We start from the raw sequence: 16,429 nt of genomic DNA on the forward strand, positions 1-16,429 counted from the left end.
TCCTGGGGAGGGCATTCGCAAGCCCCGTGCCACGCGCCGCGCAGGACCGGGAAGACTGCAACCCCTCGGATCCAGTCGTCTTTTTCGGAAGACGCCCGAAGGTGGCCGGCAAGATCTGCCCACCTCGGCCCGCGGATTGAAAGCCTTCGTTTCAGGCTGGAAGGCGCGCAGGGCCCCGGACTACGCCGTCGCTCCGGCGAGCTCCTCGCCGATCGAGTCGGCGAGCAGCCTGATCCGGCGCGAGATCGGCGCGCGGGGCGCGTCGTCGAAGAGCGGGACCTGTCGTGCGACGGCGGTGCGTGCGGCGGGGTCGTCGGGCAGGACCGCGCGCAGCGGCAGCGGTCGATCGAGGAAGCGTCGGGTCATGCGCTCGAGGGCGAGATGGGTGCGCGCGCCCTCTTCCGCGTCTCGCGCCCGGTTCACGACGAGCTCGAGATCGACCTCCGGCCGTCGCTCCACGAGCCGACGCGCCATCGTGTAGGCATCGGCGAGGCTCGTAGGCTCCGGTGTCGCAACGAGCCAGACCCGATCGCAGGCACAGGCGACCTCCACCACCGAGGCGCCGATCCCCGCCCCGAGGTCGAAGACCGTGAGGTCGTGCTCCGCGAAGCGAGCCGCGAAGGGATCGTCCGGTCGCCCGGCCGCCAGACGGGCGATCAGGTTCGCGCCGGGCTCCGAAGATCCGCTCACGAGCAGGTCGAGCCGGTCCGTCCCGCGCGTGAGGAGCCGGTCGAACCCGACCCTCCCTTCGATCCAGTCGCTCAGCGTGAAGGACGGGATCCAACCCAGCAGGAGGTCTGCGTTCGCAAGTCCCGCGTCTCCGTCGACGAGCAGGACCCGTCGCCGCTCCGCGAAGCGAGCCATCGCCAGCGAGAGATTCACGGCGAGCAGGCTCTTGCCGACGCCGCCCTTGCCACTCACGATCGCCAGGCTGCGAGGCGGGCGCTCCACGTCCAGTCCGCCGGTTGCCGGCGTACGCGAACGCCGACGGGCGGAGAGCCCGGTCGCCTGCCCATCCCGTGCCCGCTGCCCGGGTGCGTCCACGATCATGCCGCGGCCCCGAAGAGCGATCGGACCATCGGACCCGATTCGGCGGGCTCGAAGTCCTCGGGGACCCGCTGCCCCGTTCCCAGCCAGGAGGCCGGGGGGCAGTGCGGATCGAGCAGGAGGTCGACGACGGGGCGCAGACTCTCGCATTCGTCGGTCCGCGTGAACACGATGCGATCCGGTCGGAGCGACGCGAACCGGTCGAGCTGGGCTCGGAGGATCTCCGGGCGGGCCGTCGCGTCGACGACGAGCTCGACGCGCAGCGCCGCTCCCAGGCGATCACGGAGCGGCTCGAGCGAGACGAGTCGGCTCTCGTCCTCGCGCCCCCGCCCCGCGGTGTCGACCAGCACCTCGTGCCCGGCGCGGCGCGCCGGCAATCGCGCGATCTCCGTCGCGGAGCTCGCCTCGACGAAGGGCGATTCGAGGAGCGCCGCGTAGCGCCGCAAGGGATCGGACGCGCCCACCCGGTAGTGATCGAGCGACACGAGCGTCACGTCCCGCTCTCCTTCTTCGTTGCGTGCCGCGAGCTTCGCCAGCGTCGTCGTCTTGCCGACCCCCGGCGCGCCCACGAGCATCCGCACCTGGCCCGGCTCGAGGGGACGCGGTGGCGCGAGCCGGGACTCGATCGACGTGCGCACGAAGCGTTCGAGCCCCACGCCTGGCGTGTCCTCACACGCGTGCTGGAAGCCCGAGATCAGATGTTCCCGGGTCGACGGCGCGAGCCCCGCGATCTCGAGCCGACGCCGCGCGAGATCGAGGCCCGCTTCGTCGGTGGGCGAGAGCGCGCCGCGCTCGGATGGACCCAGCGCGCGACCGAGCGCTTCGATGGCGCGGTGGACGGACCGGAGCTCGCTGCGCATCTCGGCCTCGAAGCGGGCGAGCCGATCGTTCGTCACGGCGACGGACGCGGCCCTCTCCGCCTCGGACCTCGCCTCCCCAGGCTCGACGAGCGCGCGCAGATCGGGCGCCACCGGAGCGGAGTCCAGCGGTGTCTCGAGGGGCCTGGCGTCCCCCCGTTCCCGCGCGGCCTGGACCTCGACCACGCTCCGCGAGAGCAACCCGAACCGATCCCAGCCCCGATGGATCGTGCGTGAGCCGAGAATCAGCGCGTCCGGCCCCAGCTCGGCCCGCACCTGGGCGAGCGCTTCCGGGAGGCTCGGTGCCTCAAACCGTTTGATGTGCATCGGCCTCGAGCCTCACGGTCTCCATCGCCACGACCTGCACGCCACCGGGCAGCTCGCCGTGAGACATCACCGCCATGCGCGGCAGGAACCGCGCGATGATCTGCCGCAGCGGCGAGCGGATGCTCTGGGTCGCCAGCAGGACCGGCCCGAGTTCGTCGCCTCCGAGCCCCAGGCGATCGACGGCCCCCTGCACGCCACGGACGAGGCCATCGAGCGTCATGGGATCGACTGCCAGGAAGGACCCGCTCTCGGAACGTTGCACCACACTCCTCAGGTGCTCCTCGAGGTCCGTCCCGAGCGTGATCACCGGCAGTCGACCATCGTCCTGGAGATAGGGGCGCGTGATCGAGCGCCCGAGCCGCTCGCGGACGAGGTCCGTGAGCAGGTCGGGGTCCTGGATCTTCCCCGCGTGCTCGGCCAGGGTGTCGAGGATCGTTCCGAGGTCCCGGATCGAGACGCGCTCCGAGAGCAGTGAACGCATCGTGCGATGGAGCAGTGAGAGCGGCACCACCGCCGGGACGAGCTCCTCGACGACCTTGGGAGAACCTTCGGCGAACTGGTCCAGCAGATCCTGTACCCGCTGGCGCGTGAGCAGCTCCGGCGCGTGGTTCCGCACCACCTCGGCGAGATGCGTGGAGAGCGCCGTCGAAGCGTCCACGACGGCATAACCCGCCGCGCTCGCGCGATCCCGGTCGCGCTCTTCGATCCAGCGCGCAGGCAGGTCGAAGGCCGGATCCCGGGTCTGGAGCCCGGGGATCTCCTCGGCGTCTTCCCCCGGCGCGATCGCGAGGGAGCGTCCCTGCGGAATCTCCGCGCCGGCGACCTCTTCGCCGCGCACGCGGATCGAGTAGCCGCCCTCGGCGAGGTCGAGGTTGTCGCGGATGTGGATGAGTGGGACGATGAAGCCGAGCTCCGAGGCTAGCTGTCTCCGCGTCGCGCGGATCCGGGAGAGCAGCTCCCCTCCCCGGCTCTCGTCGACCATCGGGATCAGGCCGTAGCCGATCTCGAGCTCGAGATCGTCGAGGACGAGGGCCTCGCGAATCTGCTCTTCCTCCGTGGGGGCCGGGATCTCCGTCGTCTGAGGCAGGACCTCCGGCTCCGGCTCCTCGGGCTTCGCGAAGAGCGCCACACCCGCCGCCGCAGCAGCGAGCACCGCGAAGGGCGCGAAGGGCAGGCCCGGCACCACGGCCATCACCCCGAGCATCGCGGCGGTCATTCCCATCGCCTTCGGCTGGAGCACGACCTGATCGCGCAGCTCGGCCGAGAGCGAATCCCCCGCACCCGCCCGGCTGACCACCACACCCGCCGCCGCCGAGACGACGAGGGCCGGCACCTGGCTCACGAGCCCGTCGCCCACCGTCAACGTCGTATAGGTCTGCGCCGCTTCCAGGATGGGCATGCCCTCCTGGAACACGCCGACGGCGAGCCCACCGACCAGATTGATCAGCATGATGACGATGCCCGCGATGGCATCGCCCTTCACGAACTTGCTGGCACCGTCCATCGCGCCGTAGAAGTCCGACTCCCGCTGGACCTCGATCCGTCGTTTGCGCGCCTCCGCATCGTCGATCACCCCCTGGTTCAGGTCGGCGTCGATCGCCATCTGCTTGCCGGGCATCGCGTCGAGGGTGAAGCGCGCGGCGACTTCGGCGATCCGACCCGCGCCCTTCGTGATCACGACCATGTTGATGATCACGAAGATCAGGAAGATCACGATACCGATCGCGTAGTTGCCCCCGACGGTGAACTCACCGAAGGCGCGAATCACGTTGCCCGCCGCGTCGGATCCTTCGTTGCCATGAAGCAGGATGAGGCGCGTACTGCCCACATTCAGCCCCAGCCGCATCAGCGTCATCATCAGCAGGAGCGACGGGAAGACGGAGAAGTCCAGCGGACGTTCGACGAAGAGCGCCAGCAGCAGGACGATCAGGCCGAGCGTCAGCGAGAGCGACAGGAAGAGGTCGAGCACCGCCGCAGGGAGCGGAACGACGAGGAGCGCCAGGATGAAGAAGAACGAGCCGCCCAGAACGAGCTGACTGACCGGGAGCTTCGGCATCAGGCGGCCCTCCAGCCGTTCGCCCGGGTCGGATCGAGCTTGTAGACGTAGGCGAGGACTTCAGCGACGACCTGATAGAGATCTTCCGGGATCTCCTGATCGATCTTCGCCGTGCGGTAGAGCAGCTGGGCGACCGGCTTGTTCTCGACGACCGGGATCCCGAGCTCCTCCGCGCGACGACGGATCCGGAGCGCGACGTGGTTGCGGCCCTTCGCCAGGACCTTGGGCGAGGACTGCTCCGGCGGCCGATACTGGAGCGCCACGGCGTAGTGGGTCGGGTTCACGACCACGACGTCGGCATCGGCGATGGCTTCGAACATGCGGCGCTGGGCGACCTCGCGCTGGATCTGACGAATCCGGCTCTTGACCTTCGGATCGCCTTCCCGCTGCTTCGCCTCGTCACGCACCTCCTGCTTCGTCATGCGGAGCTTCTTCTCGTGCTGGTAGCGCTGCCACACGTAGTCGACGATGGCGAAGACCGCGAAGACGGCCAGGATGGTCCAGATCGTCCGTTCGAGGAGCTCGCCCCCGAGGAGCGCGATCGAGACCGGCGACGCGCCGATGTGCGTGAGCACCGCGGGAAGACTCGGCGCGAGGAGCCAGACGAGGATCAGCACCACGACGATCAGCCGGAGGATCGACTTCGCGAGCTCGTAGAGTTTGTCGAGACTCACCATCCGTTTGAGGCCCGAGAGCGGGTTCAGCTTCTCCAACTTCGGCTGGAGCGCCTCCGGCGAGAGCATCCAGCCGACCTGAACGATGTTGCCCGCCACCCCCACGACCAGGAAGAGGATTGCAAGGGGCGCGAGCGACGCCATCACGACGAGCGAGAGCTTCATGAAGATCGCGTGATAGTCGGAGACCGAGTCCGGCACGATCCAGATGCCGCCCCATACGGTCCGGGCGGTCTCGTGCACCGTCGCGGCGAGTCGCTCGCCCAGGGGCGAGGACAGCGCCAGCGCACCGGCGACCAGCAGCACGACCGTGGACACGTCGCGACTCTGCGCGACCTGCCCCTTCTTCCGGGCGTCCTCCTTCTTCTTCGGAGTCGCCGCCTCGGTCTTTTCGGCGTCATCCGCCAAGGGAGCCCTCCATCAGGATCGCGAAGACGCGGCTCGGCCACGTCTCGAGCACGTCCTTGAAGGCGTGCACGAACTCCCCCGCCCCGAAGCCGACGAAGAAGAGAAGCATGCCGACATGCAGGGGCAGGTTCACGAGGAGCAGGTTCAGCTGCGGCATCGCCCGCGCGAGCACCCCCGTCGCCATGTTCTGGACGAAGATCGCCACCGAGATCGGCGCGGCGAGCTGGAAGGCGAGCTCCCAGATCACGCTGCCGAGCGCCGCGATCTCCCGATAGACCCCCTGGCCCGGCAGGTCGCCGCCGATCGGCAGCGAATCGAAGGACGCGACGATCCCGCGGATCAGCTCGTGGTGTCCTCCGATGATCAGGAAGATCAGCATCGCGAACGTGTTGAACGCCGTACCGATCGCCACGGAAGAGGCCCCACTCGTCGGATCGAGGCTGCGCGCCGCGCCGAGACCGCCCTGGATCGCGACGAACTCGCCGAGCTGCAGGATGCCCGCAAAGACGAGGCCGGACCCGATCCCCACGATGACGCCGATCATCACTTCGACGAGCACCGCCCCGGCCAGCGTCGCCATGTCCCATTGGGACGCCGCGAGCTCGGGTGTGCCCACGGGCGAAGCCACCCATGCAATCATGAGCGCCGACATCATCCGGATCCGCATCGAGAGCGCCGGATGGCTGAAGACCGGCCCCGCGATCATCATCGTGAAGACCCGGACGCTGCCGAGCAGCGCCCAGAGAACGGGCATCAAGCCGACCTCGAACGTCACGCCGGATCGTCCTTCCCCGCGTGGGAATCGATCACGCGAAGCATCCCTCCCTGTCCACGAAGATCACGGTCCACCGTTGGCCGCCACGATCTGCATGACGCGGCCGGAGAACTCCATCATCAGCTGCATCATCCAGGGAAAGAGACCCGCGAAGACCGCGAAGACCGCGACGATCTTCGGCACGAAGGTGAGCGTCTGCTCGTTGATCTGCGTCGCCGCCTGGAAGACGGCGATGATCAGACCGACGACGAGGCTCGCGAGGAGCGCCGGCGCCGAAACCATCAGCGTCGTCATCATCATGTCCTGGATCACGGTTCCCAGTTGTTCGAGGGACATCGTCCTCTCCCCTGCGCCCGTTCGCGCCTATTGCAGTCCGCTCACGAGCGCGGTCAGGGTCAGATTCCAGCCGTCGACCAGAACGAAGAGCATCAGCTTGAACGGCAAGGCGATCATCACCGGCGGGAGCATGATCATGCCGAGGGAAATCAGCATCGAAGCGATCACGAGGTCCACCACGAGGAAGGGCAGATAGATCATGAAGCCGATCTCGAAGGCCGTGCGCAGCTCGCTGATCATGAAGGCCGGCATCAGCACCGAAATCGACACGTCCTCCGCCGCCTCGGGAATCGCCTCCCCCTTCATCTCGACGAAGAGGAGCAGATCATTCTCGCGTGTGTGCGCCAGCAGGTAGTCCTGCACCGGCGCGAGCCCGCGTTCGATCGCGACGTCGCCGCCGATCTCCTCCGCCATGTAGGGCTTGAGGGCATCCTCGTAGACCACCTCGCCGACCGGCGTCATCACGTAGACCGTCGTCATCAGCGCCAGCCCGACCAGCACCTGATTGGGCGGCAATGTCGCCGTCCCGAGGGCCTGTCGAAGCAGGGCGAGCACGATCAGGATCCTCGTGAAGCACGTCGCCATCAGCAGGATCGAGGGCGCGATCGAGATCGCCGTCAGGACGAGGACGATCTTGAGCGTGTCAGAGAGCTTGTCCGGCGCCGTCGCGCCGTCGATCGAGACGGAGAACGTGGGCGATGCCTCCGCCACGTCCTGTGCCGCCGCTTCGGGCGCCGAGACCGCGAGCAGCGCGAACGCGAACAGGGGCAGCCAACCGCTCCACGCGCTCAGCACGCTCGTCAAACGCGGCTTGCGCCGCGCCCCGGGTGCCTCGTCGACCTCCGGGATCGTGGCTTCGCGCGCCGCCGCTTCATCGGGCAGCCGCGCCAGCCTCGCGATGCCCTGCTCGCTCGCGCCGAGCAGCAGTCGTCTTCCGTCTACTTCCACGAGATGGAGGCGCTGCTTGGGACCGAGCGGGACGGACTCCACGACCTGGATCGACCTCGGCGCGCGTCCTCCGCCCGGAGCGAGCCCGAAGCGCACGAGTGCCCCTCGCAGGAGCACGATGGCTCCCAGCACGACGCAGAGTGCGGCGACGGTCTCGAGCATGGTTCCCTCCGAACCCGATCCAGCCAGACGAGCGGTTTCAGCTCGCCGCGGCGGCGGTGGTTGCGATGAGTTCGGTGATGCGGATCGCCACGCGGTCGTCTTCGCTCGAAATCTCACCGCGCGCGATCAGCCGGTCGTTCACATAGATGTCCGCGGGCTCGCCGCTTCCTCGGTCGAGCTCGACGATCGACCCCTTCGAGAGGGCAAGGACGTCTCGAACCGGTAGATGCGCGCTGCCCACCTCGACACTCAGACGAAGCGGGACCTCCATGATCAGACCGAGGTCCGGCGGAGCGCCGCCCGCGGTCGCCTCGACCTCTTCCGGCTTCTCGCTCTCACCCGCGACGACTTCCTCGTCGATCTCCGGGAGCTCTTCGCTCTCGTCGCTCATCGTCCCCTACTCCACACTATCTACGCGATCCCCGAGCTGGACGGCGCGCTTGCCGCCCTGCGTTCCGGCGATCGCCCTGAACTTGTCCTGACTGCCGATTCGAACCGTGAGTGCACCGTCCGAGGGCACATCGAGCGGGATCACCGATCCCGGCTCGAGCCTGCCGACCTCGGCGAGGGAGAGCTCCGCGGTCCCGACCTGCGCCCGAAGCCGGATCGGCACTTCCATGACCGAGACCCCGAGCGAGCTGCCGAGTCCCGGCGAAGCAGTCGCCGCCACGGCCTCCTTGGCGCCGAACGCGCTCGCGGGAATCGCGATCCGGACCCGGCACGCCTCCGAGAAGCCCTTCACGTCGAAGGTCGCGAGGACCGCGAAGCCGCCGAGGCTGTCGGCGACGCTCGCTCGGCTGATCAGCCCTTCGAACGAGAGCTGGGTGGCCGCGATCTTGTTCCAGGCGCGCTCGATGTGAGCGAGCATCTCGGTCGCGGAGCGGGCGTAGAATCGGCGCTCGATCCGGGAGTACTCCCGCGTCGGCGGCCGCGTCGGCTTGAGCGTCGGTCCCGACCCGAAGCTCATGCTGAGCATCTGGAAGAAGAAGGGGCGCGACATGAGCAGGTAGCCCTCGAGACCCTTTGGAAGGATCTGGTAGGCCGCGACCAGGTCGGTCGGCAACATCAGCTCCGCGAGCTCCGACATGTCGATCTCGCGATGGCCGATCAGCGAGAAGCCGATGACCCGCTGGTACTGATTGGACAGGGCGAGGCCCTGCTCGAACGCGAAGTCCTCGTTCGCGCGCTGCAGGTCCATCTCGGCGTAGCGAGGGCGATGCGAATCGATGTCCGCATCGCGCTCCGCGACGACCTTCGGAATCTCCTCGAGGAGCGCATCGAGCTCCTCGCGCGAGAGAACCGCTTCTTCCGCCCCGTTCGACTTCACTGAACCACGAACTCCGTGAACAGGATCGAGCGGATCTGCCCCGAATCGAGGAGATCGTTCACGCGCTCGAGCATGTCTTCCTTGAGAAGTGCCTTGCCCTCGAAGTCCGTGATGTCCGAGAGCTGCTTGCTCGAGAGGAGTACGATCAGCGCGTCCCGCACCTGCGGCAGGCGGGCGTCGATCTCCTCTTTGACGTCACTGTCCGTCGTCTCGAGCTCGACCCGCAGCTTGAGGAAGCGGTTGTACCCGTCGCCGGTCACGTTGACCACGAAGGGGTCGAGCCCGTAGAGCCGCTCCTTGAAGTCCTCGGTCAGCGCTCGCTGCTTCGCGGCCGCTTTCTCGGCGGCGAGCTCGGCCTCGATCGACTGCTGTGCGGTCGGCGGCGGCGGAGGCTGCTGCTGACTCGCGAAGAAGAAGGCGCCGCCGGCACCCAGCCCGAGCGAGATCAGCGCGGCGGCGATGATCATCACCAGTCCTCCCTTGCCCCCACCGGACGAGCTCTCCTGGGTCTCCTCGGCTTCCGTCTCGTTGTCCTTGTCCTTGGCCATCCATCTGCTCCGTACGTGGGATCCCGATCGGGATCCCGTGATTGCTCAGTCGCGCGCCATCCGCGCGCGGGATCGAATCGGGTCTGCGATCAGCGGCTCACCGAGGGAATGCTCGCGGGCCGGCGCGATCCGTCGGTCTCGATTCCGAAGTCCTTCAGACGTCGCCACAGGGTCGTCGTCGAGATCTGGAGGAGCGCCGCCGCGCGCTTGCGGTTCCAGTTCACCTGCTCGAGGGTATTGAGGATGTGAGAGCGCTCCATCACCTGGAGGCTGTGGATCGTCTCGCCTTCGCGGACGAGAGACTCCTCCTTGAGGCGAACCGGCAGATCCTCGACGAGGATCTCTTCCCCCTGGCACAGCGCGACCCCACGCTCGATCGAGTTCTCGAGCTGGCGCACGTTGCCCGGCCACGCGTAGCCGGCGAGAAGCTCCATCGCGTCGGTCGAGATACGCTCGACGGGCTTGCCCGCGCGCTCGGCGAAGCGGCGCAGGAAGTGGTTCGAGAGGGCGCGGACGTCTTCCGGCCGTTCCCTGAGCGGCGGCACGTGGATCGGAATCACCGCAAGGCGGTAGTAGAGATCCTCGCGAAAACTCCCCTCCGCGACCTCGCGCTCGAGATTCTTGTTGGTCGCCGCGACGAGCCGGACGTCGACGTAGCGAGTCGTCTCGTCGCCGACGGGCCGCACTTCGCCGGTCTGCAGAAAGCGCAGGAGCTTGACCTGCATCGACAGGGGCATCTCCGCCGCCTCGTCGAGGAAGACCGTCCCTTCGTGGGCGAACTCGAAGAGACCCTTCTTGTTCGCGGTCGCACCGGTGAAGGCGCCGCGTCGATGCCCGAAGAGCTCGCTCTCGAGGAGCGTCTCGGGGAAGGCGGCGGAGTTGACCGCGCAGAAGACGCGGTCCGAGCGGCGGGAGAGCCGGTGGATCGCCCGGCCGATCAGCTCCTTGCCGACGCCGGTCTCGCCGGTGATCAGGACCGAGCTGTCCGTGTCGGCCACCTTCTCGACCAGGCGCAGGAGGTCCTCCATCGCGCGGGACGTCCCGACGATGCCGGTGAGCGCCGACAGATCCTCGTTCTCGGATTCGGCCGCAGAGATCTCCGCGCGAGGCGAAGACGCTTGCGCCTTGGCGAGGCCGTCCTCCACGATGGAGACGAGATCGTCGCGGTCGATGGGCTTGCGCAGGTAGTTGAGGGCGCCACGCTGGATCGCCTCGACCGCGCTCTCGATGCTGCCCTGGCTGGTCGTCACGATCACGCCGCAACCGAAGCCGCCCGCCTTGATGCGGTCGACGAGCTCGAATCCACCGCCGCCCTCGAGCTGCAGGTCCGCGAGCACCAGCTGCGGCGCGTGGTTCGCGGCCACCCGCATGGCCTCCTCGAGCGTCTGGCAATTCGACACCTCGTGACCGTTCAGGTGGAGCGTCGCCGCCGCCTGCCGAACGAAATTCTCTTCCCCATCCGCGATCAAGATCCTGGCCACTTTCCGTATTTCCCCCATCCAAGGCATCGCCGGCCGGGGCCGGCGCGAATCGACCGGTGTCAGCCGGCCGGCGTATCCGCGTGGAGCGGCGTCTCGAGCATCTCCCCCTCGAGATGCTCGACGACGCGCACGACACGCTCAGATTCCGAAGAGACGCGCTCCACCCACTCTGCAGGTAGACCCGCGCGCTCGGCTTCCCCCCGCAGCCGGTCGACCGCATGGGTCAACGCGCCGACCGGTGTCCGAAGCTCTTCCGAGACGCGTCGAGCGAGATCCCGCGCCGCGACCCCGCGCACTCGCGCGTCGCGGGTCCGTTGCACGGCGAACTGCAGCCCACCGGTCAGCTCTCTCAGGACTCCCAGGCACGTCCCCGCATCCGAGGTCTTCGTCCAGACGAGACCCGTCCAGACGCGTCGATCGCCGACGCGCAGACCGAAGCCCAGGCAGGCCTCGGCGGTCCCCGGCGACGCGTCCGCCGAGGGCGCCGCGTCGAGCCGCGAGACCCGGACGTTGCGTCGGGCTCGGGCCAGGGAGTCGAGATCGGAGTCCGGGAGCGCATCCAGCTCGATGGCTTCCTCGAGGGCCCAGTCCCCGGCGAGGCGGATCGCGACGAGTCGGGTCTCGTCGATCCAGAGCCACCGCAGAGCGCCGAAAGCCCCGGCGAACTCCGAGCGGAGCAGCTCGAAGATCTCGCTCTCGGTCGAGCACGAATTCAGCCCCGCCAGGAGCCCTCGCAACAGCACTTCGTGCCGCGCGAGCCCCTCGACCGGCATGCGCGGGGGCACGTGGTGGGCAGGCTGACGCGGCGTCTCGCGGTGGCTCCAGCCGGCGTACTCGGTGTTCGTGCCGAAGAGTTCGCGGAGCGTTTGGCGAAGCCCATCGAAGCTCCAGGGCTTGGGCAGGAGGAAGATCAAGCCGGCGCGCTCGATGGCCGTCCGCTTCCACTCGAAGCCGGACTCCGCGCTGACCAGCGCGCGCGCGGTCTCGGGGTATCGACGCCGGACCTCCGCGAGGAACTCGAGCCCATCGACGGCTCCGAGCGCTTCGTCGGCAATCAGCAACGCGTAGTCGGTTCGCCCGAGGTGTCGGAACGCCTCGTCCGCGCTGGCGCACGCGTCCACCACGAAACCAGGCTGCGACGCCGCGCGGACGAGCGAGAAGCGGGAGCCGAGGACGGCGTCGACGACGAGGATCTTCACGGCATCCTCGGCCGCGCGATCGCGGTCCGAATCCCTGCGCGTTCGGTCCGCCCGGAACTTCTTGCCGACTTCGTCGTTCAACACGGCGGCCTCCCTTCCGCAATGCAATCCGTGTTGCCACGAACATTTCAACGATCGGTCCTGGGGAGGTCGTCTTGAGCGTTATTCGTGCAATTTTGCAGCAGGAGTGAACGCGCATTCCAAGTCCGAAGTCGCAGGTCGAAAACCTGGGGAGAACTCCGGGTGCGCTCTCACGGAAAGGACCGGGAGGAGGCGCGGGAAGACACGAGCGGCGTTCCTGGCGAAGGGGGAGCCGCGCGAGACGCGGTCTCGAGCGGCGCCTATCGGCCGCCGACGTCGGCGCGCGCTTCGGCGCGACGGACGCGACGCTGGGCACGGGTCGCGCGATCCGCGACGGGATCGCGCTTGTAGACGAACTCGACTCGCCGGTTCACGGCGCGGTTCTCCGGAGAATCGTTCGGCACCAGCGGACGGGTCGACCCGTATCCCGAGGCCGCGACGCGACTGGCGTCGATGTCGCCGGCGTCGATCATGTAGCGAAGGACGGCGATCGATCGAGCCGCGGCCAGGTGCCAGTTGGTCGGAAAGCGCGGTGTCGCGATCGGGGAATCGTCGGTGTGTCCCTCGATCGAGAGTTCGTAGGGAAACTCCTCGGTGATCCGGATGACCTCGTCGAGAAAGACGAAGGAGACCGGAAGGAGCTTGTCCGAGCCGGGCTTGAAGAGCGCCCCGCCCTTCACGCGAACGATCACGCCCCGCTCCGACGATTCGGCCTCGACGATCCGCGACAGATTGCTCTCCGCGATTGCCTGCTGCACCTCCTGCATGATCTTCTGATCCATCGTCGGAGCCTGCTCCGACGAGTCGACCTGGACGACGTCCAGGAAGGGCGTCGACTTGTCTTCCGACCACTCGATGAGGGAGGTGCTCTTGAGCTCGAATTGACCGGGGTTGTCCTCGATCACGCCGAGCGCGTTCTGGATCGAGCCCATGGCCTGCAGGAAGAGCTGCTTGTCCGTGTTCGCGAAGGAGAGCATGAGCACGAAGAAGACGAGGAGCAGACTCATGAGGTCGCCCATCGTGGCGAGCCAGGCAGGCGCGCCCTCTTCGCATACGTGGTCTTCGGCTTCGCTCGGATCGAGTCCCACGGTCTAGACCCCTTCCGGTTCCTGCGACGCACGCACCCGTCTAGTCCCCTGCCCCGAGCCCCTCTCGCTCTTCGGGCGAGAGGAAGGACTCGAGCTTCGACTGGATGACCATCGAGTTGTCGCCCTTGAGGATCGACTCGACGCCAGCGATCGCGAGCTTCTTGGCCGCGACCTCTTCGGCCGTCCGATTCTCGAGCTTCGAGCCGATCGGCCCGTACACGACGAAGGCGAGGATCGCGCCGTAGAGGGTCGTGAGGAGCGCGACCGCCATCGCCGGGCCGATCGAGTCGGGATCGTCGAGGTTCTGGAGCATCTGCACCAGACCGATGATCGTACCGATCAGCCCCATCGAAGGCGCCGTCGCGCTCATGAACTTGAAGATCTGCTGCGCCCGCTCGTGGCGTTCCTTCATCGCCGAGAGTTCGCCCTTCAGGGTTTCGGTGATGAGCTCGGGCGAGAGGCCGTCGACGCCGAGACGCACGCCGCGCGCCATGAAGGGATCCGCGATTTCCTCGCCCTCGAGGGCGACGAGCCCTTCCTTGCGGGCCTTGCCGGCGAGGTCGATGATGAGGGGAACGAGGTCGGCCTTGGGGCTCGACTTGTCGAAGAATGCCTGGACCGCCGACTTCAGCCCGCTGATCACGTAGGGCATCTTCTGGTTCGTGAGCGTCGCGGCAAGCGTGCCGAAGACCACGATCAGTGCACTCTGGGCGTCGACGAAGGGCATGACGCCGCCGCCGAGCATCATGGCGGCGATGATCAGGCCGAATCCGAGCCCGAGTCCGAGAATGGTTCCGAGATCCATCGTTGCGAGGCCTCCGGTCGCACCGCTCGCGCCAGGCGGCGGTGTCCCGTGACCCGCTTATCGGATGGCGCGGGGGGCGGCTCCATCCGACCTAATCCCGACTCTCGCTTCGGGGGATCGCCCGAGGGCCCGGGCGGCTCGCGCCGCGACCACGGCCCGCCTAGTGCGAGTGCGCGAAGGCCTCGGAGCGATCCCGGACCGTGTACTCGAGATCTTCGGAGAAGACCTTGATCGGGACCCAATCGCTCATCTCGGACATGCGCGGCATGCCGAGGGTCATCGCGCCGGTCGGGTCGATCACCCAGGGATCCCCGGCGTCCTCGAACCAGAGCGTCACCATGTGGTGCTGCCCGTCGGAGGGGCGGACGACGATCGCGCGATAGACCTCGCTGTCGGCGAAGCCGAGGTCGCGCAGGGCATGGAACGCGAGCAGCTCGAGGCCGTCGCAGTCGTCACCGCCACGCGCCAGCGTCTCTTCGAGGGTGGCCCAGTGGTCGACGGCCCCGTCCTCGCGGTAGTGGACCTTGGCTTCCGCCTGGATCCAGTCGGCGACCTCGCGCGCGAGGGCCCGCTTGCGGTCCGCGCGGAAGGCGAAGTACTTGGCCCGAAGGCCCGACTCGTCGGTCTGGTCCTCGGGAAGGGCCTCGTTCGCAGCGCTGTAGCCCGCGGATTCGACGGCCGGACCGGTCTCGAGGGGCGCGATCAGCGCCGCATCGAAGCGCTCGCGACGCTGCCAGCCCTCGATCTTCGGGCTCCAGACGTCGTCGGCCCGCGGCGACTGGAAGTAGTCGAGTCCCTGAGGAATGGGCGGGGCCAGGGAGGTCCCCGCGCAGCCGAGCCCCAGCATCAGGACGGCGCTCGCGAAGAGCGCCGGGCGAATGCGGCTCCAGGGTCTGTGGACGAACCGGAGGGTCATGCATCCGGTATCGGTCCGCTCCGAGCGTAGATTGAGGCGCCAGCGCTCTGCCGGGGGATTCGCAGCTCAGCTGCCGATCCTTCCCCCCAGACGACGACACCGCGACCCCATCAAGGATCGCGGTGTCGCAGAACATCGGAATCGGACCGGCAACGAGCGCTCTCGACCTACCCGACCCGCCGGAAGTCCGGGTTCAGGGGAAAGCGCCTGCGGCCCAGGCCTGGCCGGCCTCCGGCCGGTCAGGCCGGAAAAAGAATGTTCCGCCCGTCGCACGCCCCGGTCAGCCCGAAGAGCAGAACGAAGAAGAGGATCATCGCCGGGATTCCGCCCAGGACGTAGAGCCAGCTACCGAGGTCCCCGTTGATGCCCGGGCCGTCCTCGTTGAAATCGTCGTCGTTCTGGTTCTCGTCGGACATCCCGTGCGTCTCCTGACTGGCTGACTGGATGATTGGATTCGGTGGGCGCTCGTCGCCGCCGCCCGGTCGACGGGCGGCCCCCTCCGGGGCGAAAGCGGCGGCAATATAGCCACTGCCGGCCGCCTCGCCATGCAACAATCGGTCTAGTTGTAGTAGGGCGAGTCGGGCAGACGCTTGCCCAGCGGAACCTTGCGGTCATCGCGCCAATCCACCGGAACCCCGGCCAGATCCGCTTCGATTCGGAGGTCTCGAAGGTTTCGCTCGGCCTCCTCGAGGCTCTCGCGATTCCGCAGGATCTCCTGACGGAGCTTGAAGGAGAGGGGCGAATCGGTGGGACTGCCCCCTCCCCCGCCGGCGCCCGGAGGTGCGACGGCCCACTGGCTCGAGCCGCTGCCGTCGGCCGCGTTGTCGAGGGCCCCCTTGGTCTCGTCGAGGGCCGCCTGGGCCTTCTGCAGGCGATCGTGGGCCCGTGCGAACCGCCGTCGCCACTCGTCTTCCCCGGCCCCGCCGACCGTTCGGCCCTTCGGCTGGAGGTAGTCCTTCGGCAGGCTGAGCAGCGCGTCGAGGCCGGGCGCGCTCTCCGCGCCGGTTCCCTTCGGCACGCTGGGCACCACGAGGCCCGGATCCGACTCGTCCGGCCCCTCCTGGGCCTGCACCGGCAGCCCGAGCACGAACCCCAGGATCAGGACGAGGCTTTTTACCGTCACTCCGATCCCAGGAGCGCGTTGCTCCGTCTCCCCACCGCTCTTCTGTCCGGTTCGCAGCACACCGGCCTCCTGGCTGCCCTCGGTCGAGGACCCCGGGAACGATAGCGGACGCAGAGCGATCCTCCGGCGGTCCCGGGACCTCGGAATCCGGGGTCAAGGGCCGTCACCGAAGGCCGATACGTCTCCCATGTGCGCGGCTGCGCGTGCAGACCGGCACGTCGTCGATTCGAGCCCCTCGTGGGCGGGCCCCGCGGCCATCGGCGACCGGATC

Annotated in this window: 17 protein-coding genes; all 17 read right to left on the reverse strand. The window is 68.1% G+C overall.

Going from position 1 to position 16,429, the window contains the following annotated elements; genetic code table 11:
- Positions 1 to 180 precede the first annotated feature (180 nt).
- On the reverse strand, positions 181 to 1,050 hold the full coding sequence (locus NXI30_26405; GenBank protein MCR9097766.1) for a P-loop NTPase: 870 nt from the start codon (positions 1,048 to 1,050) through the stop codon (positions 181 to 183).
- Positions 1,047 to 2,231, reverse strand: coding sequence for a hypothetical protein (locus NXI30_26410; GenBank protein MCR9097767.1), 1,185 nt, complete (start codon positions 2,229 to 2,231; stop codon positions 1,047 to 1,049). The genes NXI30_26405 and NXI30_26410 overlap by 4 nt, the downstream gene beginning before the upstream one ends.
- Positions 2,212 to 4,287, reverse strand: a complete 2,076-nt coding sequence (gene flhA / locus NXI30_26415) for a flagellar biosynthesis protein FlhA (protein ID MCR9097768.1) — start codon at positions 4,285 to 4,287, stop codon at positions 2,212 to 2,214. Before flhA ends, NXI30_26410 begins: the two co-directional genes overlap by 20 nt.
- On the reverse strand, positions 4,287 to 5,369 hold the full coding sequence (gene flhB / locus NXI30_26420; protein ID MCR9097769.1) for a flagellar biosynthesis protein FlhB: 1,083 nt from the start codon (positions 5,367 to 5,369) through the stop codon (positions 4,287 to 4,289). The genes flhA and flhB overlap by 1 nt, the downstream gene beginning before the upstream one ends.
- Positions 5,359 to 6,144 (reverse strand): flagellar biosynthetic protein FliR, encoded by a 786-nt coding sequence (locus tag NXI30_26425; GenBank protein ID MCR9097770.1) that lies wholly within the window; start codon positions 6,142 to 6,144, stop codon positions 5,359 to 5,361. The genes flhB and NXI30_26425 overlap by 11 nt, the downstream gene beginning before the upstream one ends.
- Positions 6,145 to 6,207: 63 nt before the next feature.
- Positions 6,208 to 6,480 carry a flagellar biosynthesis protein FliQ gene (fliQ, locus tag NXI30_26430; GenBank protein MCR9097771.1) on the reverse strand — a complete coding sequence of 91 codons (273 nt, stop codon included), beginning with the start codon at positions 6,478 to 6,480 and terminating at the stop codon, positions 6,208 to 6,210.
- A 27-nt stretch (positions 6,481 to 6,507) separates the two neighbouring features.
- Positions 6,508 to 7,590 (reverse strand): flagellar type III secretion system pore protein FliP, encoded by a 1,083-nt coding sequence (gene fliP, locus NXI30_26435; protein ID MCR9097772.1) that lies wholly within the window; start codon positions 7,588 to 7,590, stop codon positions 6,508 to 6,510.
- A 37-nt stretch (positions 7,591 to 7,627) separates the two neighbouring features.
- Positions 7,628 to 7,981 (reverse strand): flagellar motor switch protein FliN, encoded by a 354-nt coding sequence (gene fliN / locus NXI30_26440; GenBank protein MCR9097773.1) that lies wholly within the window; start codon positions 7,979 to 7,981, stop codon positions 7,628 to 7,630.
- Positions 7,982 to 7,987: 6 nt separating this feature from the next.
- On the reverse strand, positions 7,988 to 8,917 hold the full coding sequence (locus NXI30_26445; protein ID MCR9097774.1) for a FliM/FliN family flagellar motor switch protein: 930 nt from the start codon (positions 8,915 to 8,917) through the stop codon (positions 7,988 to 7,990).
- Positions 8,914 to 9,465 (reverse strand): flagellar basal body-associated FliL family protein, encoded by a 552-nt coding sequence (locus NXI30_26450; protein ID MCR9097775.1) that lies wholly within the window; start codon positions 9,463 to 9,465, stop codon positions 8,914 to 8,916. Before NXI30_26450 ends, NXI30_26445 begins: the two co-directional genes overlap by 4 nt.
- Before the next feature lie 89 nt (positions 9,466 to 9,554).
- Positions 9,555 to 10,946 carry a sigma-54 dependent transcriptional regulator gene (locus NXI30_26455; GenBank protein MCR9097776.1) on the reverse strand — a complete coding sequence of 464 codons (1,392 nt, stop codon included), beginning with the start codon at positions 10,944 to 10,946 and terminating at the stop codon, positions 9,555 to 9,557.
- Between the two features lie 59 nt (positions 10,947 to 11,005).
- Positions 11,006 to 12,229 carry a response regulator gene (locus NXI30_26460; protein MCR9097777.1) on the reverse strand — a complete coding sequence of 408 codons (1,224 nt, stop codon included), beginning with the start codon at positions 12,227 to 12,229 and terminating at the stop codon, positions 11,006 to 11,008.
- 257 nt (positions 12,230 to 12,486) lie between these two features.
- Positions 12,487 to 13,314 carry an OmpA family protein gene (locus tag NXI30_26465; GenBank protein MCR9097778.1) on the reverse strand — a complete coding sequence of 276 codons (828 nt, stop codon included), beginning with the start codon at positions 13,312 to 13,314 and terminating at the stop codon, positions 12,487 to 12,489.
- Positions 13,315 to 13,354: 40 nt separating this feature from the next.
- Positions 13,355 to 14,119: a MotA/TolQ/ExbB proton channel family protein gene (locus NXI30_26470; GenBank protein ID MCR9097779.1), complete on the reverse strand. Its 765-nt coding sequence runs from the start codon at positions 14,117 to 14,119 to the stop codon at positions 13,355 to 13,357.
- Between the two features lie 160 nt (positions 14,120 to 14,279).
- Positions 14,280 to 15,035 carry a hypothetical protein gene (locus NXI30_26475; protein ID MCR9097780.1) on the reverse strand — a complete coding sequence of 252 codons (756 nt, stop codon included), beginning with the start codon at positions 15,033 to 15,035 and terminating at the stop codon, positions 14,280 to 14,282.
- Between the two features lie 239 nt (positions 15,036 to 15,274).
- Positions 15,275 to 15,451, reverse strand: a complete 177-nt coding sequence (locus tag NXI30_26480; GenBank protein ID MCR9097781.1) for a YqiJ family protein — start codon at positions 15,449 to 15,451, stop codon at positions 15,275 to 15,277.
- 143 nt (positions 15,452 to 15,594) lie between these two features.
- Positions 15,595 to 16,158 carry a hypothetical protein gene (locus NXI30_26485; protein MCR9097782.1) on the reverse strand — a complete coding sequence of 188 codons (564 nt, stop codon included), beginning with the start codon at positions 16,156 to 16,158 and terminating at the stop codon, positions 15,595 to 15,597.
- Between the last annotated feature and the right edge of the window lie 271 nt (positions 16,159 to 16,429).

The organism is bacterium, assembly GCA_024742285.1.
GTDB lineage: Bacteria > Myxococcota_A > UBA9160 > UBA9160 > UBA4427 > UBA4427.

Coding starts and splice junctions, on each gene's coding strand:
- NXI30_26405 (MCR9097766.1), bottom strand. CDS start 1,050: ATGATCGTGGACGCACCCGGGCAGCGGGCACGGGATGGGCAGGCGACC.
- NXI30_26410 (MCR9097767.1), bottom strand. CDS start 2,231: ATGCACATCAAACGGTTTGAGGCACCGAGCCTCCCGGAAGCGCTCGCC.
- flhA (MCR9097768.1), bottom strand. CDS start 4,287: ATGCCGAAGCTCCCGGTCAGTCAGCTCGTTCTGGGCGGCTCGTTCTTC.
- fliQ (MCR9097771.1), bottom strand. CDS start 6,480: ATGTCCCTCGAACAACTGGGAACCGTGATCCAGGACATGATGATGACG.
- fliP (MCR9097772.1), bottom strand. CDS start 7,590: ATGCTCGAGACCGTCGCCGCACTCTGCGTCGTGCTGGGAGCCATCGTG.
- fliN (MCR9097773.1), bottom strand. CDS start 7,981: ATGAGCGACGAGAGCGAAGAGCTCCCGGAGATCGACGAGGAAGTCGTC.
- NXI30_26450 (MCR9097775.1), bottom strand. CDS start 9,465: ATGGCCAAGGACAAGGACAACGAGACGGAAGCCGAGGAGACCCAGGAG.
- NXI30_26470 (MCR9097779.1), bottom strand. CDS start 14,119: ATGGATCTCGGAACCATTCTCGGACTCGGGCTCGGATTCGGCCTGATC.
- NXI30_26475 (MCR9097780.1), bottom strand. CDS start 15,035: ATGACCCTCCGGTTCGTCCACAGACCCTGGAGCCGCATTCGCCCGGCG.
- NXI30_26480 (MCR9097781.1), bottom strand. CDS start 15,451: ATGTCCGACGAGAACCAGAACGACGACGATTTCAACGAGGACGGCCCG.